The following is a 14,392-nucleotide window of genomic DNA, read 5'->3' as shown; positions in this document are numbered from 1 at the left end:
TCGGTGCGGGCTTCGATCGTCGCGGTGCTTGGTCGGGGGGTGGTGCCCACCGGCACCCCGGTCATGCGCGCCGACGACCCAGGGGTGCTCGGCGAGGGGCTCTTCGAGACGATGCTCGTCCGCGACGGGCGCCCGTGGCTGCTCGACGAGCACCTGGCCCGCCTCGCCGCCGTGGCACCCTCGCTCGGGCTCGCGGTGCCCACGAGCCTGAGCGACTTCGTGCTGGACGCGTGCGCCGAGTGGCCGGCCGACGTCGAAGGCGCGCTCCGGCTCGTGTGCACGCCGATGACCGCGTTCTGCACGATCGCGCCGGTGCCGCCCCGCGTGCTCTCGCTGCGGGTGCGCACGCTGCCGGCGGCGTCCGGGCTGCCGGTCAAGTCGCTGTCGTACGGCCCGAGCCTCGCCGCCCGCCGCTGGGCCGCGTCGCACGGGGTGGATGATGCGCTGTGGGTCTCCCCGGACGGATACGCGCTGGAGGGCCCGACCGCCAGCCTCGTGTGGCTGGACGGCGACGCCCTGTGCACGGTGCCGCCGTCGGCCGGCGTCCTCCCGGGGGTGACCGCCGCGTGGCTGCTCGCTCAGGCCGCGTCGCAGGGCTGGCGCCCCGAACACCGGATGATCAAGCCGGCCGAGCTGCTCACGGTCGACGGCGTGTGGCTGGCCTCGTCGGTACGCGGCCTCGCGGAGGTGTGCGCTCTCGACGGTAACGACCTGCCGGGGTCCACCCACACCGAACGCCTCCGCGCGCTTCTCGGCTCCTGACTGCGGGTTGGTGCTAGCCGCCCACGCGGATGAGGCGGGCGGACAGGTGTGGGGAGAGGCCGTGGCCGACGGCGGCCATGTCCTGGGCGTAGAGCAGCGCGCCCTCGACGATGCCGTAGAGCCGGTGGCCGGCCGTGACCTCCTTGGCCGTCGACGTACGCAGCACCGCGTCGGTCGCCATCTCCAGCTGGGTGCCGTTGACCCGGCCCAGGTACAGCTCCATGATCCCGGTGGGGTTGGTGAGCAGGGCCTCGACCTCGTCGGTCGCGCGGCCGTCCTGCATCACCGGGCGCAGCCAGCCGACCTCGCGCATCGCCGGGCGCACCGGCTGGCTCTGCCCGTCGAGGATCCACGCCCGTGACTCGTAGTGCAGGAACGGCCGGCCGTCGTGGCTGATCCGGATCTCCTGCGCGTAGTCGAAGTCTTCGATCGTGGGGAAGCCGCCCTTGCCGCGCCCGCGCCACTCCCCGATGTACGGCAGCAGGGCCAGCAGCGCGTGGTGGAGGTCGGGCCCCTTGCGAAGGTCGTACGTGTCTTCGAACGGGTAGGGGTCGACCGGCGGCGCGTTGAGCCAGGGCGGGGGTCCGAGCGGGTTGTCAGTCACCAGCGTCCTCTTGATATGCGCACGGCCAGATAGACCAGGCCACCGGCGAGCAGGCCAAAGCCCGCGACCAGCAGGCTGACGAACCCGATCTCGGTAACCATGACCGAGCAATCTTATGCTTTCCGCATGGCTCGTTCCCTCGTCGTCAAGGTAACCGCAGGGTCGGACGCGCCGGAGCGGTGCGCCCAGGCCTTTACGGTGGCCGCTACCGCCGTGGCCAGCGGCGTCGACGTGTCGCTGTGGCTGACCGGCGAGTCGGCGTGGTTCGCGCTGCCCGGGCGCGCCGCGGAGTTCTCGCTGCCACACTCGGCACCGCTGCCGGATCTGCTCGACGCCGTGCTGGCCGGCGGCCGGGTCACGCTGTGCACCCAGTGCGCCGCCCGCCGCGAGATCACCGAGGCCGACCTGCTCAAGGGTGTACGGATCGCCGGCGCCGCCGTGTTCGTGGAGGAAGCGCTGGCCGACGGCGCACAGGCGCTGGTGTATTAGCAGGGCGTGGTGAGCGTGGCGTCGAGCGCGCTGTCCTCGCCGGCGACGACAGCGACCATCGCCTCGTCGCTGCGGTAGGCGTACCGCTCGGCCGTGTCCACGAGGGCGGGGCCGGCCTGGGCCGAGCCGAAGAGCGGCACCAGCACGTCGCGCAGCGGCTTGCCGGCGCCGGTGCGGGAGCCGGCCGCGGCGACGGTGCGGACCGTGCCGCCGGCCGGGCAGGGCGCTTCGGCCACGGTGACCTCGTCGAGCGTGCCGCCCAGCGCCACCAGCATCCGGTCGGCGATGCGGCGGTCTTCGTCGCCGGGTGCCGGCGCCTGCGCGCCGAGCGACGCGGTCGGGCGGCAGCCGGTGCCGACGGTGAGGATCACGACGCCGGGAGCGGTGGCGCCGCCCCGCACCGAGACGAACTCGCCCGCGTCCGCGCGCAGCGTGTCGTGCTCCTTGCCGTGGTGGACCCCCGCTTGGTACGAGCGCGGGAGCCGCTCCGCGATCCGGTCGAGCAGGGCCGGCGCGTCGGTCTCGCCGGTGTAGACGGTGACGTCCCGCTCCAGCGTCTCCCCCGAGCGGAACGGGGTGATGCGGCAGCCGCCCGTCACCTCGTACCCGGAGATGGAGAGCACCGCGTCGGAGCCGGCGGCGACGGCCAGCTCGCCCACCGCGCGGTCGACGAGCGGTCTCGCCTCGCCGATGGTCCGCTGGTCGCGAACGGTCGGCGGGTCGTTTCGCACCGAGACGTAGGCCAGAACGCCGAGCGCCGCCGCCCAGGCCACCACGATCCCCACCAGCCAGCGCCCGCGGCGGCGCGGCGGGGTGCGCGGGGCGGGGCGGCTCCGTCCAGACGCCGCCGCGCCAACTCGCTCGCTCACCCGGTCATGGTGCCAGGCGGCGGCCAGCCGGCGGCTGCGGGGCCGAAGGCGGGCGGTCTCAGACGGCGGCCAGCCGGTAGCCCACCCCGCGGACCGTCTCCACCGACGGGCCGTCCGGGGCGGCACGCAGCTTGCGGCGCAGTCGCTTTACCGCCGAGTGGAGGATCGAGGTGTCGCCCAGGTAGGCGCCGCCCCACACGGTGTCGAACAGCCGCTCGTACGTCCACACGCCCACCGGCGGGCTGGCCAGCCGGGCCAGCAGCTCCCGCTCGAGCCGGGTCAGCGCCAGCGGCTTTTCCCGCCAGGTGACCAGATGGCCGGTGGTGTCGACGACGAGCTCGCCGAAACGCACCGGACCGTTGGTTGGCACGCCCGCCGGCAACGTGACCGCCGGAACCCCGGCCGGAAAGAGCATCGCCCGCAGCTCGGAAAGATCGGCGCAGAGCACGACCGCCCCGCAGTCGTCCAGCCGCCGCACCACCCGCTCCCGGACCGCGACGTCCGACGACACGCAGACGACGAACGGCACCTCTCCGCTGGCCACCGCATCCCCTCCCCAGGCCCACAGTGTCGCGTGAAGGACAGCCAACGCCGCAGAATTGACGAAGTCAACTGGATGTCGCCGAAACGTCGCAATCCGCAGGCAATTAAGGGCCAGTTGACAGGCTTCTGACCGACAACTGCCCGCCGGAATCCATTGATCACCGCCACTGCGCCGCAACAGCATGGCTGCAATGCGAGCACGGGGAGGGGCCATGTCGCGGTTACTGGTGCTGGGCTTGGTGACGACGCTGGCGGTGACATCGGGACCGGCGGTCGCGACCGCGGCGGCGCCCGGTGCGGAGGTCAGCAAGGAGGTCGTCGCCACCCTGGAGGCGAAAGGCACGGCCAGCTTCATGGTCTACCTCCGCGAAAAGGCCGACCTCGGCCCCATCGCCAAGCAACGCGGGTCGACCAAGGCCACGCAGGTGTACGGGAAGCTGACCGGCACCGCCGAGCGCACCCAGAGCGGCATCCGGGACCTGCTCGACTCCCGCAAGGCCGGCTACCGCCCGTTCTGGATCGCGAACGCGCTCCGGGTCACCGCCGACCGCTCCACATTGGACGCGCTCGCCGCGCGCGGTGAGGTGGAGCGGATCGAGCCGGTACGCGTACTCCCGCTGCTGGCACCCACCCGGGCGGCCGAGCCGATCGCACCGGCGGCGACCGAGTGGAACGTCGGCGCGGTCGGCGCGCCACGGGTGTGGAGCGAGTACGGCGTGCGCGGCGAGGGCATCGTCGTGGCGACCATCGACGGCGGCGCGCAGTTCGACCACCCGGCGCTGGTCAACCAGTACCGCGGCAACCTCGGCAACGGCTCCTTCGACCACAACTACAACTGGTACGACCCGGCCGAGGTGTGCGCCAACCCGCTCGTGCCGTGCGACGACGATGACGGCCACGGCACGCACGTGGCGGGCACCGCGGTCGGTGACGACGGCGGCGCCAACCAGATCGGCGTGGCGCCCGGCGCCAAGTGGATCGCCGCCAAGGGCTGCGACCCGCGCGGCTGCCCGACCGACGCGCTGCTGGCCGCCGGCGAGTGGGTGCTCGCGCCGACCGACCTCAACGGCGCCAACCCGCGTCCCGACCTGCACGCCGACGTGGTCAACAACTCGTGGGGCGGCGAGCAGGACGACCCGTTCTTCAACCAGATCCTCGCCGCCTGGACCGCGGCCGGCATTTTCCCCTCGTTCGCGATCGGCAACGACGGCCCGGCCTGCGGCACCGCCAACTCGCCCGGCGACGAGCCGCTCGCCTACGGGGTTGGCGGCCACGACGTCGACAACGCGATCTACACCAGCTCCGGCCGCGGTGCGTCCGCTGTGGACGGTGGAATCAAGCCGGACATCAGCGCGCCCGCGGTCAACGTGCGCTCCAGCCTGCCGGGCGGCCAGTACGGCGCGTTCAACGGCACCTCGATGGCGGCGCCGCACGTGACCGGCACGGTCGCGCTCATCTGGTCGGCCGCGCCGAGCCTGCGTGGCGACGTGGCCGCCACCCGCGACCTGCTCGACCGCACCGCGATCGACGTCGACTCGACAGGGTGCGGCGGCACCGCGGCGAACAACAACAACTTCGGCGAGGGCCGGCTCGACGCGTACCAGGCGGTCACCGCCGCGCCCCGCGGCGCGGTCGGGCGGATCGCCGGGCTGGTGACCACCGGCGGCGCGCCGCTGGCCGGCGCCACCGTGAGCGCCGCCGGGCGCAGCACCACCACCGGCCCGGACGGGCGCTACGCGCTGACCGTGGCGGCCGGCGAGCAGGAGGTCACCGCCTCGAAGTACGGCTACCAGGCGCAGACCGCCACCGTGACCGTGCCCGAGGGCGGCGCCGCGGCGCATGACTTCGCCCTCGTCACCGCACCGCTGGTCACCGTGAGCGGGCGGGTCACCGACGGGTCCGGCCACGGCTGGCCGCTCGCCGCCACCGTCGAGGTGGCCGGGCGACCGGGCGGTCCGGTGCGGACCGACCCGGTGACCGGGCGCTACTCGCTCGAGGTCCCGGGCGGTGCCACGTACCGGTTCACGGTCACCACGCGGTACACCGGATATCGCGTCGTGACCCGGGACGTGGCGGTCGGCGACGCGGACCAGACCGTCGACTTCGCCGTGATCGTCGAACCGGGCTGCACAGCGGCCGGCTACGCGCCGGTGCTCCGGGATCCGATCCTCAGCGAGTCCTTCGACGGCACCACCGCGCCGCCGGGCTGGTCCGTCGTCAACCGCACGGCGAGCGGCGGGTGGGTCTTCCAGGACGTGCGCAACCGCGGCAACCTGACCGGCGGCTCAGGCGGCTTCGCCATCGTCGACAGCGACGCGCTCGGCAGCGGCAACAGCCAGGACACCGACCTCGTCACACCGCCGCTGGACTTCTCCGCGATCGCCTCGCCGTTCCTGCGGTTCAACAGCGACTGGCGCGCGGTCGAGACCACCGACTCCGCCGACATCGACGTCTCCAGCGACGGCGGGGCGACCTGGACGAACGTGTGGCACCAGACCGCCAACCGCCGCGGGCCCCGCGTCGAGGAGGTGCCGCTCTACCCGGCCGGCGGCTTCGCGAACGTGCTCGTGCGGTTCCGCTTCCGCGGCACGTTCGCCTGGTGGTGGGAGGTGGACAACGTCCAGGTCCACAACCGCGCCTGCACGCCGATCCCGGGGGGCCTGGTGGTCGGCGACGCCACCGACGGCAACACCGGCGCGCCACTGCCCGGTGTCAAGGTGTCCAGTGTGGACGCTCCGGGCGACGCCGGCACCTCCGCCGCGGACGGCTTCTACTGGCTCTTCTCCTCGCTGGCCGGCGCGCAGCAGTTCACCGCCACCAAGTCGGATTACCAGAACCAGACGAAGCTCGTGCAGGTCGTCGCGGACTCCGCGACCAGGGCCGACTTCGCGCTCGCCGCGGGGCGCCTCGCGCTGTCGGCCACCTCCATCGAGGCGACCCAGGGGTACGGCAGCACGCGCAACGCCAACGTGCGGATCACCAACACCGGCAACGCACCGGCCACTGTGGACCTTCTGGAGATGGGCGGCGGCTTCGACCTCTTCGGGCGGCAGGGCGCCCCGCTCGCCGAACGGACGGTGCCCGGCGGCGCCCGGCGGGAGCGCGTGAGCGACGGCAAGGTGCCGCTCGGCGACGGCACGATGCGGGCGGCCCCGCTGGTCGAGGACGCCTGGAACACGGTGGCCGGCTACCCGGTCGACGTCTTCGACAACTCCGCCGCCGTGCTGGACGGCAAGGTGTACTCGGTCGGCGGCGGCGCACCCGGCACCGAGCGCCTCGCCTTCCGGTACGACCCGGCCGCGAACACCTGGACCCGCCTGCCCGACCTGCCGGTGGCCCGCAGCAGTCCCGCCGTGGCCGCGGTGGGCGGCAAGGTCTACGTGCTCGGCGGCTGGGAGGGCCCGGGCGAACCGGTCACCTCGGTCGACGTCTTCGATCCGGCCGTCGGCGTGTGGCGCACCGTGCCCGGCGCGGTAAACCCGGCACCCCGTGCCGCGCAGGCCGTCGCCGTGGCGGGCGGCCGCGTGTACCTGGTCGGCGGCTGCGTCGACGGCAACTGCACCGACTCCGCCGACCTGGTGGTGTTCAACCCGGCCACCGGCACGTTCGCGACCCGGCAGCCCTATCCGCACCTGTCGTCGTACATGTCCTGCGGCGGCATCCGCGGCAAGATCTACTGCGCCGGCGGCTCGACCAGCCAGGCACACCGCGACGCGCACGTGTACGACCCGGCCACCAACGCCTGGACCCGCCTGCCGGACATGCCGTTCGCCCTCTGGGGTTCGCAGTACTCCGCGGCGAGCGGGACACTCGTCATCGCCGGCGGCATCATCAACGGGCTGACCACGATCACCAACCGGGTCGTCGCGTTCGACCCCGCGGCCAACGCCTGGCGGGAGCTGCCCAACACCCGCTTCAGCCGGTACCGGGGCGCGGGCGCCTGCGGCGTGTACGCCATCGGCGGCGCACCGACACCCTTCGTCGGCTCCTCGGAGACCGAACACCTCCGCGGCCTCGACCTCTGCGACGAGCTCGGCGACGTGCCGTGGCTGACAGCCGAGCCGACGGCATTCACGCTCGCGCCGGGCGCCTCCCGCATGGTCCGCGTGTCACTGACGGCCACAGCCGCCGCCGGGATCGCACAGCCCGGCACGTACACGGCACGGCTGGGCATCCGCTCGGACACGCCGTACCAGGTGCCGCAGATCCCAGTCCGCACGACGGTGACGCCGCCGGCGAGCTGGGGCAAGGTCCAGGGCACCGTCCTCGGCACGACGTGCGGCGGCAACCAGGTCGGCGTACCCGTGACGATCCGCGTCAACCCGGTCGCCGACCCGTCCGCCGGCTACACGGTCCTGGCCGACTCGTCCGGCCACTACGCGTACTGGGTGCCACAGGGGCGGTACGACGTGGTGGTCGCGAAGGACGGCTGGCTGCCGGAGAGCCAACGCGTCCGCGTCCAGGCCGGCTTCACCCAGACCGCCGACTTCGCCCTCGCCCCGTCCGAACCCTGCCCACCCCCACCCAGCGGCCACTGACCTCATCCGATCGGGCGCTCGCCGGCTGGCTTGGCGAGCGCCCTGGGCATGGGACACTTCCGGGTGGCTCATGTCAGAGAGGGCTCGCGATGGAACTCGGCAGTTTGTGGGACACCCTCGAAGTCGATCTCCTCGAAGCCTTCCGCCATTACCGAGCACGCCTAGACACCCTCGATGTAGGCAAAAAGCCGGACGACACACTGCTCACCGAGGCCGACGTCGCGGTCGAAAAACTGATCGTCCAGCGAATTCGCGAGGTTGATCGCAATGCCGTTGTCGTCGCCGAGGAGGACAAACGGACGACCATACGCGGCGATGTGCTCGCGTCGCCCGAGCTGATCTGGGTCATCGATCCGATCGACGGCACGGCAGAGTTCGTCCGACACGATCGAGTCGAATTTTGCTCGGTTGTGTGCCTTCTCCGCGACCGTAAGCCTGTCGCGGCCTTTGTATTCGCGCCCGAACTGGGCAAGGGCCGGCAGCCGATCACCGTCACGACCGATGTCGCCACACCGGCCATATCGGTCAACCGTGTTCCGGCCGGACCTCGTACTGATCACCGGAAGTCGGCGTCGGTGACACGCAGCTCCGGGGTTACCCCTCGACCGTTCGAAGAGCCGATGCTCCAAGCGGGCTACCGACTCAAGACAAGGACCACCTCGCAAACCCTCGACATGGTCCGCACCGCCGTGGACCTCACTGAGGTGACCGACGGGCAGTTGTTTCCTTTCGACGTCTTTCACCGCAGACGCCAGAAGGTGTGGGACGGGTTGGCGGGCCTGTGCATGGGAGCGGCCGCCGGACTGTTGGCGGTGGACGCCAAAGGGCACAATCGAACTCCGGTGGACATCGAAACACTCAGTCAACCCGAGCCGACCTTCGATGCGACCACCATGGGGACGCCCGAGGAGGTCCGGTGGTTCCTGGGGATCACGTAACTCATCCGCTGAGTGGGAGCAGCGTCCTCGTCGACGTAACCTCACTCATCGGCGCCGAGGAATACATCGTGTCCCAAAACAGGCGGACACGGCCGCAGGATCCATTCGCTCGCCAATGCTTCGTCGAGATCGTGCAATCGCTCATATTCGTGCCGCAGGTCCACGTCGTTCACCCCACGCTGCCGGCGCCCACACCCGACGATTTCGGGGAGCAGCCGCAGCTTCTACGCGAGTTGATCCAGGCCGATCTCGTAAGCCCACTCGTCCTTCAGCCCGATGGGTGGGCGAGCGCCACCACCGCTCAAGCGCGGGCTCTGGACGACCTGACGACGACTCTCGGCACGACGAGCGTCATTCAGTTCGTCGACCAGGCTCTCGCCTGCGACAGCGCTCGCCCAGGCCGCGATTCGTTGTCTGCGAGGCTGGTCGATTGGGCTCGCTTCCAGCAAGCCAACGTGCGGGTGACCGGGCACCACAACGTCCGTATCGACAGCCACGACGGCATCGAGTCGGACGAGTTCGGCGACTGGGCCCGCTCGGCCGCGGTCGTGCTGCACCGCGCGCTGGCGCCGGTAGCGCCACCTGGTGAGGGCAAGTACCTGATGGCCACTCTGGCGCGGGGCCTCAAGTACCAGGCACGTGCGGACGCGGCGGCGATGTGCTACCAGCCGCATCCGATGCGACGGGACTTCCTGCTGACCTTCGACCTCAACCGGCAAGGTGCCGAAGACGTCCTCGTCCTGGACGTCATCAAGACCATTCGCGGCATTCCTGGTTCCATCGCCGAAGCCGCCGGTCACGCCGCGGCGCTCCGGCTGCGGCTGATGGAGTTCGAGCTGCCCCTGCTTGGCGGCCGGCTCTGGTCGGACGCGGAGACGGGCAAGGTGACCGACGGCGCGTGGATTCGTCACGTCGCCGACCGGATCAAGCGGTACCGAGCGGAGGCAACCGATCTCCGGGAAGCCATCGCCGCATGCGTCACCGACGAGGACCACCTGCTCCTGGCCCGCGACATCGAGGCGGTGCGGACCCGGCTGCTGGAGACGCTCGGCATTCGCCGCGCCGAGCCGTCACCTCTCGAACGCGACCTCGTGGAGGGGGTGGCGTCGGTCACGCAGACCGCTACCGGCCTGCCGATCGTAAGCGCGCTCTACTTCGGATCCCGAGGCATCGGACGAAGCGTCGTTCGGCGGCTCCGAAGCCGGCCCTTCCAGCAGTTTCTCTACCGGGAGTTCATCCGTGCCTGGAAGCTGTCCGGGTCCTGACGGCGGCGGTCGTGAGTCTGGGCGCTGCCACGAGTGCCAACCGAAAGAGCGGCCCGCACCGGGGTGCGGGCCGCTCTGCTGTCGACGGGGGTCAGGCGACCGTGACGCCGACCTGGTTGATGCCCTGGCTGGCGGTCACCGTGGCGTCGCCGTTGCCGTGGCGGGACAGGGCGCGCAGGGTCCAGGTGCCCGGTGCCGCGAAGAAGCGGAACAGGCCCTCCGGCGAGGTGACGACCTCGGCGGTGAACTCGCCGGTCGAGTCGAGCAGGCGCACGTAGGCACCGGCCACCGCCTCGCCCGAGTCGGCGAGGACGGTGCCCGTGATCACGGTCTCCTTCTCCAGGTCGACGCTGGCCGGGAGTGGAGCCGACTGGTCGGGCGCCGCGCAGCCGGCGGCGGTGTTGGCGGAGGTAACGGCAGTCATCGTCACGCCTTCCCCGGCTCGTCGCCGAGCGCGACCGGCACGCCCACGAGCGAGCCGTACTCGGTCCACGAACCGTCGTAGTTCTTTACGTCCTGGTGGCCGAGCAGCTCCTTCAGCACGAACCAGGTGTGCGAGGAGCGCTCGCCGATGCGGCAGTACGCGATGGTGGCCTTGCCGTCGTCGAGCCCGGCCTCGCCGTAGATCTGGCGCAGGTCGTCGTCGGACTTGAAGGTGCCGTCTTCGTTGGCGGCCTTGCTCCACGGCACGCTGAGTGCGGTCGGGATGTGGCCGGCCCGCTGCGCCTGCTCCTGCGGCAGATGGGCGGGGGCGAGGAGGCGACCGGCGTACTCGTCGGGAGAGCGGACGTCGACGAGGTTCTTCGTGCCGATCGCGGAGACCACCTCGTCGCGGAAGGCGCGGATGGAGACGTCGGGCTCCTGCGCCGTGTACTGGGTGGCGGGGCGGCTCACCGGGTCTTTGGTGAGCGTGCGGGCGTCGAGCTCCCACTTCTTGCGGCCGCCGTCGAGCAGCTTGACGTCGCGGTGGCCGTAGAGCTTGAAGTACCAGTACGCGTAGGCCGCGAACCAGTTGTTGTTGCCGCCGTACAGGATCACGGTGTCGTCGTTGCCGATGCCGCGCTCGGACAGCAGCGCCTCGAACTGCTGCTTGTTGACGAAGTCTCGGCGCACCGGGTCTTGCAGGTCGGTCTTCCAGTCGAGCTTGATGGCGCCCGGGATGTGGCCCGCGTCATACGCGGCCGTGTCTTCGTCGACCTCGACGAAGACCACACCGGCTGCTTCCAGGTTCTTTTCGGCCCAGTCGGCTGATACGAGTGCAGTGTCGCGACTCATCGAATGAACTCCTCTTGAGGATTGATTCGAGGTCGGCGCGCGGGCGCTCAATCTTCGCCGTAGCGCGCGACCCATGGGTTGGGACGGATCACGGGTACGTGCGACGGCGCCACTGCCGGGCGTAATGGATCAGAGGGTACGCAGAACCGGCCCCGCCGTCAGATGACGGGGCGACACAGGCAGGCGGCCACGCGGCACAGGTCGACCGCGCGCCGTTTGGTGAGGAGCGTCCCCATGGGGAGGGAGCTTACCAGCCGTTCTTCGAGTCGTGACAGAACCGACTCACCATCCGGGATGAGGTAGTTACCACTGGTTGAGTGCGACGTTGAGCGCCTGGGCGTCCACGGCGAGCCCATCCGGGCGTGCCTCGACGCCCTTGACGTCCAATTTGAACGGCAGCTCGGGCAGCGCCATGCTGATCGAGATCTGCTGGGCGTACTGGTTGAGGACCGCATCCGCGCCGGGCAGCTGGGGCAGCCCGTCGGCGGTCAGGTCGCGGAACCGGATCTGCACCCGCCCGTTCGTCACGCTCAGCTCGGCGGTGCCGCTGACCGTGACGCGCTGACCCACGACGTCGAGCGGGGCGGTGACGCGAAGCTGGCCGTCGCGCTCGGACAGCCGCAGGCCGGGCTGGTCCATCAGGGCGACGACGCTCGCGTACGCGATGGTGGCGGTGCCGTTGACGGTCTGCGCGACAACGTCGCCCTGGCCGTTGCGGATCGTCTCGAGCGGCGCGGAGACGTCGCGGGCGTCGACGTCGAGCCGAGGCACCCGCACGCCCTCGCCCTCGATGTTGCCCTCCAGGTCGCGGAGGCCGATCGTGATCGACTCGTACTTGCCCGAGAGCACCTGGGTGAGGAACGGGAACCCGCCGACCCCGACGTCCGGCGGAGACGACTTGACGTCCTGCGCGACGAGTTCCTTGGCGATCTCGTCGCTGATCGCGCGCTCGGCCACGCTCGCGGCCACCCGGTCGGCGACGACGAGCAGCCCGCCGAGCACCACCAGCAGCACGATGAAGACGATCAGCAGGCGCCGGCCCCAGCGCCGCCGGGGGCGCGCCGGTGCCGGTTCATAGGTGTACGTCGTCACGGCGGCCGTTATACCCCGCTCTCCTGGATGCGAGTCGTGCCTCAGGTCAGGAACAAGACGCACATGGCGTACGCGGCGGGCGCGGCGAGCGCGAACCCGCCGAGCGGCCCCTGCATGTGCCGGGCGATCCACATGGTCGGCGGCTCGCCGGCCATCTGCCGCCCCGCCTCCGCGTAGCCGACCGCGAGGTCGGCGAGCGCGCCGAGGCTGGCGGCCACAAGACCCGCGATGGCGGCGCTCGTGGGCGTGAAGCCGACCACGTAGCTGCCGATCACGGCGGCGACCAGCGTGCCGGCCATGGCGCCGAAGACCACGCCGGCGGCGCCGCGGGGCACCTGTGGGGCGAGCCGTGGCCAGGCGAGCACCGCGTCGGTAAGCCGCGCCACGATCAGCGACACACCGGTCGCGGTCAGGCACACGAAGATCGTCTGGGTGCCGAGCGGCTCGCGGCCCAGCACGATCAGCGACGCGAACGCCACCACGCCGAGCACGATGAGCAGCGTGGAGCCGAGCGAGTCTTTCGCCCGGGCCCGGTCGACGGCGCGGATCAGCTGGCTCACCACGGCGGCCACGAAGCCACCGATCGACACGTACACGAGTGGGACGACCGTCGCGCTCTGCGGCAACACGGCGCCCATGTCGGCGAGGAGCGCCGCCACCCCGCAGACCCCGGCCACGGCGGGCAGCGCCGGGGGGCGGATGGCCATCGTCCAGGCCAAGATGAAGAGGAGCTGCACCCCGAAGATCACGATCGCGTACGGGACGCGGGCACTGCCCGGGCCGGCCGTCTGCGCACCGAAGACCAGCCCGATGGCCAGCAGCGCGGCGAACCCGGCGATGGCTACCGAGAGGCTCGGCCGGACCGGGACGACCTCGACCTCCTCCACCTCGTCCTCGTCGCCCGCGGCGGTGGCCACGGCGCGCGGGGCGGTGTCGGAGGCGGAGGGGAACACGCCCCCGATACTAGGGCCCTGGCGCGCATCCGGCCGACCGGCGAAACAGAGATCGATGCTGGCCAATCTATGGCCGATCACACAAATGAACGGCCGGACACCGGAGTGTTTACAGCTGACCATCGGTTAAGCTCTTCCGAAGTCAACAGCACCCGCCCGTCAGCGACGCCGGGACCGACACAGAGTCACACCGGTAAGCCGGTCGTCCGGATTACCGCCGGTCACCGCGCGGCCCAGCGCCGCGAGGACGGAGGTCAGAGTGGAAATCCTGTTGCTGGTGACAGCCCGCGCCGGTGAGCCGTCAGCCGTGCTTCCCGCGCTCGACCTGCTCCCTCACTCGGTGCGCACCGCGCCGCGCGACGTGCGCACCCTGGTCTCCGGCCCAAGCCCTGACGCGGTCATGGTCGACGCCCGTTCCGAGCTGGCCGAGGCCCGCGCGACCTGCCGCATGCTCCACGCCACCGGCCTGGGCGTGCCGCTGGTCGCCGTGGTCACCGAGGCTGGCCTGATCGCGCTCAACGCCGACTGGGGCGTCGACGACGTGATCCTGGCCAGCGCCGGTCCCGCCGAGGTCGAGGCCCGCCTCCGCCTGGCGGTCGGTCGCCTCACCAACGCGACCTCCGGCGCCGGCGGCCTGATCCGGGCCGGCGAGCTGAGCATCGACCCGGACACCTACGCGGCCAAGCTCAAGGGCCGCCCGCTCGACTTGACCTACAAGGAGTTCGAGCTGCTGAAGTTCCTGGCCCAGCACCCGGGCCGGGTGTTCACCCGCGACCAGCTGCTGCGCGAGGTCTGGGGCTACGACTACTTCGGCGGCACCCGCACGGTCGACGTGCACGTGCGGCGGCTGCGGGCCAAGCTCGGCTCGGAGTACGAGTCGATGATCGGCACGGTCCGCCAGGTCGGCTACAAGTTCGTCGTGCCGCCGAGCCGCCCGCTGCCCGACAGCGAGCCGGCTCCGCTGCCCGTCTGACACCCGGCTACCCCGAAGCGCCATCCAGCGAAGGCTGGGTGGCGCTTCCTTATATGTAATGCATTTGGGCGTTTTTGGCCTTAAGTTTCTT

At 71.2% G+C, this 14,392-nt stretch carries 15 protein-coding genes; 6 read left to right on the top strand and 9 right to left on the bottom strand.

Annotated elements, in window-relative coordinates; all coding sequences use genetic code 11:
- The first annotated feature begins 3 nt into the window (after positions 1-3).
- Complete coding sequence (locus tag ACTMTJ_RS25225; protein ID WP_441220180.1) at positions 4-762, top strand: aminotransferase class IV; 759 nt, start codon at positions 4-6, stop codon at positions 760-762.
- A 13-nt stretch (positions 763-775) separates the two neighbouring features.
- Here the strand turns inward: ACTMTJ_RS25225 and ACTMTJ_RS25220 are convergent, their stop codons facing one another.
- Positions 776-1,369 (bottom strand): FABP family protein, encoded by a 594-nt coding sequence (locus tag ACTMTJ_RS25220; protein WP_441220227.1) that lies wholly within the window; start codon positions 1,367-1,369, stop codon positions 776-778.
- Complete coding sequence (gene mtfM, locus ACTMTJ_RS25215) at positions 1,363-1,467, bottom strand: small membrane protein MtfM (protein WP_269476287.1); 105 nt, start codon at positions 1,465-1,467, stop codon at positions 1,363-1,365. Before mtfM ends, ACTMTJ_RS25220 begins: the two co-directional genes overlap by 7 nt.
- A gap of 25 nt (positions 1,468-1,492) precedes the next feature.
- Between mtfM and ACTMTJ_RS25210 the strand changes: the two genes are divergently transcribed.
- Entirely contained in the window at positions 1,493-1,855 is a 363-nt protein-coding gene (locus ACTMTJ_RS25210; RefSeq protein WP_441220179.1) for a DsrE family protein, read from the top strand.
- On the opposite strand, the gene ACTMTJ_RS25205 is transcribed toward ACTMTJ_RS25210, so the two are convergent.
- Entirely contained in the window at positions 1,852-2,724 is an 873-nt protein-coding gene (locus ACTMTJ_RS25205; RefSeq protein ID WP_441220178.1) for a hypothetical protein, read from the bottom strand. The genes ACTMTJ_RS25210 and ACTMTJ_RS25205 overlap by 4 nt on opposite strands.
- A gap of 58 nt (positions 2,725-2,782) precedes the next feature.
- A complete protein-coding gene (locus tag ACTMTJ_RS25200; protein ID WP_441220177.1) occupies positions 2,783-3,268 on the bottom strand; it encodes a winged helix-turn-helix domain-containing protein in 486 nt (161 codons plus the stop codon).
- 190 nt (positions 3,269-3,458) lie between these two features.
- Here ACTMTJ_RS25200 and ACTMTJ_RS25195 point away from each other — a divergent pair, with 190 nt between their 5' ends.
- The 3 genes from ACTMTJ_RS25195 to ACTMTJ_RS25185 all read left to right on the top strand — a co-directional run bounded on the left by ACTMTJ_RS25195 (position 3,459) and on the right by ACTMTJ_RS25185 (position 10,008).
- Positions 3,459-7,805, top strand: a complete 4,347-nt coding sequence (locus tag ACTMTJ_RS25195) for a S8 family serine peptidase (RefSeq protein WP_441220176.1) — start codon at positions 3,459-3,461, stop codon at positions 7,803-7,805.
- Between the two features lie 89 nt (positions 7,806-7,894).
- Positions 7,895-8,743 (top strand): inositol monophosphatase family protein, encoded by an 849-nt coding sequence (locus ACTMTJ_RS25190; protein WP_441220175.1) that lies wholly within the window; start codon positions 7,895-7,897, stop codon positions 8,741-8,743.
- On the top strand, positions 8,722-10,008 hold the full coding sequence (locus ACTMTJ_RS25185; protein WP_441220174.1) for a hypothetical protein: 1,287 nt from the start codon (positions 8,722-8,724) through the stop codon (positions 10,006-10,008). The genes ACTMTJ_RS25190 and ACTMTJ_RS25185 overlap by 22 nt, the downstream gene beginning before the upstream one ends.
- A gap of 91 nt (positions 10,009-10,099) precedes the next feature.
- On the opposite strand, the gene ACTMTJ_RS25180 is transcribed toward ACTMTJ_RS25185, so the two are convergent.
- The 5 genes from ACTMTJ_RS25180 to ACTMTJ_RS25160 form a co-directional block, all read right to left on the bottom strand.
- Positions 10,100-10,432 carry a DUF1416 domain-containing protein gene (locus ACTMTJ_RS25180; RefSeq protein ID WP_441220173.1) on the bottom strand — a complete coding sequence of 111 codons (333 nt, stop codon included), beginning with the start codon at positions 10,430-10,432 and terminating at the stop codon, positions 10,100-10,102.
- A gap of 2 nt (positions 10,433-10,434) precedes the next feature.
- The gene (locus ACTMTJ_RS25175) at positions 10,435-11,283 is read right to left on the bottom strand and encodes a sulfurtransferase (RefSeq protein WP_441220172.1); all 849 of its coding nucleotides are present in this window, start codon (positions 11,281-11,283) and stop codon (positions 10,435-10,437) included.
- A gap of 158 nt (positions 11,284-11,441) precedes the next feature.
- Complete coding sequence (locus ACTMTJ_RS25170) at positions 11,442-11,519, bottom strand: Ms5788A family Cys-rich leader peptide (protein ID WP_334619740.1); 78 nt, start codon at positions 11,517-11,519, stop codon at positions 11,442-11,444.
- A 67-nt stretch (positions 11,520-11,586) separates the two neighbouring features.
- The gene (locus ACTMTJ_RS25165; protein ID WP_441220171.1) at positions 11,587-12,375 is read right to left on the bottom strand and encodes an LmeA family phospholipid-binding protein; all 789 of its coding nucleotides are present in this window, start codon (positions 12,373-12,375) and stop codon (positions 11,587-11,589) included.
- 41 nt (positions 12,376-12,416) lie between these two features.
- Positions 12,417-13,328 carry a hypothetical protein gene (locus tag ACTMTJ_RS25160; protein ID WP_441220170.1) on the bottom strand — a complete coding sequence of 304 codons (912 nt, stop codon included), beginning with the start codon at positions 13,326-13,328 and terminating at the stop codon, positions 12,417-12,419.
- A 259-nt stretch (positions 13,329-13,587) separates the two neighbouring features.
- Here ACTMTJ_RS25160 and ACTMTJ_RS25155 point away from each other — a divergent pair, with 259 nt between their 5' ends.
- A complete protein-coding gene (locus ACTMTJ_RS25155) occupies positions 13,588-14,301 on the top strand; it encodes a winged helix-turn-helix transcriptional regulator (protein ID WP_173057698.1) in 714 nt (237 codons plus the stop codon).
- Positions 14,302-14,392 lie beyond the last annotated feature (91 nt).

It is taken from the genome of Phytohabitans sp. LJ34 (assembly GCF_052068095.1).
Classification (GTDB): Bacteria; Actinomycetota; Actinomycetes; order Mycobacteriales; family Micromonosporaceae; genus Phytohabitans.
The sequence above is the reverse complement of the archived record's forward strand: the minus strand, read 5'-3'. Positions and strand labels throughout refer to the sequence as shown.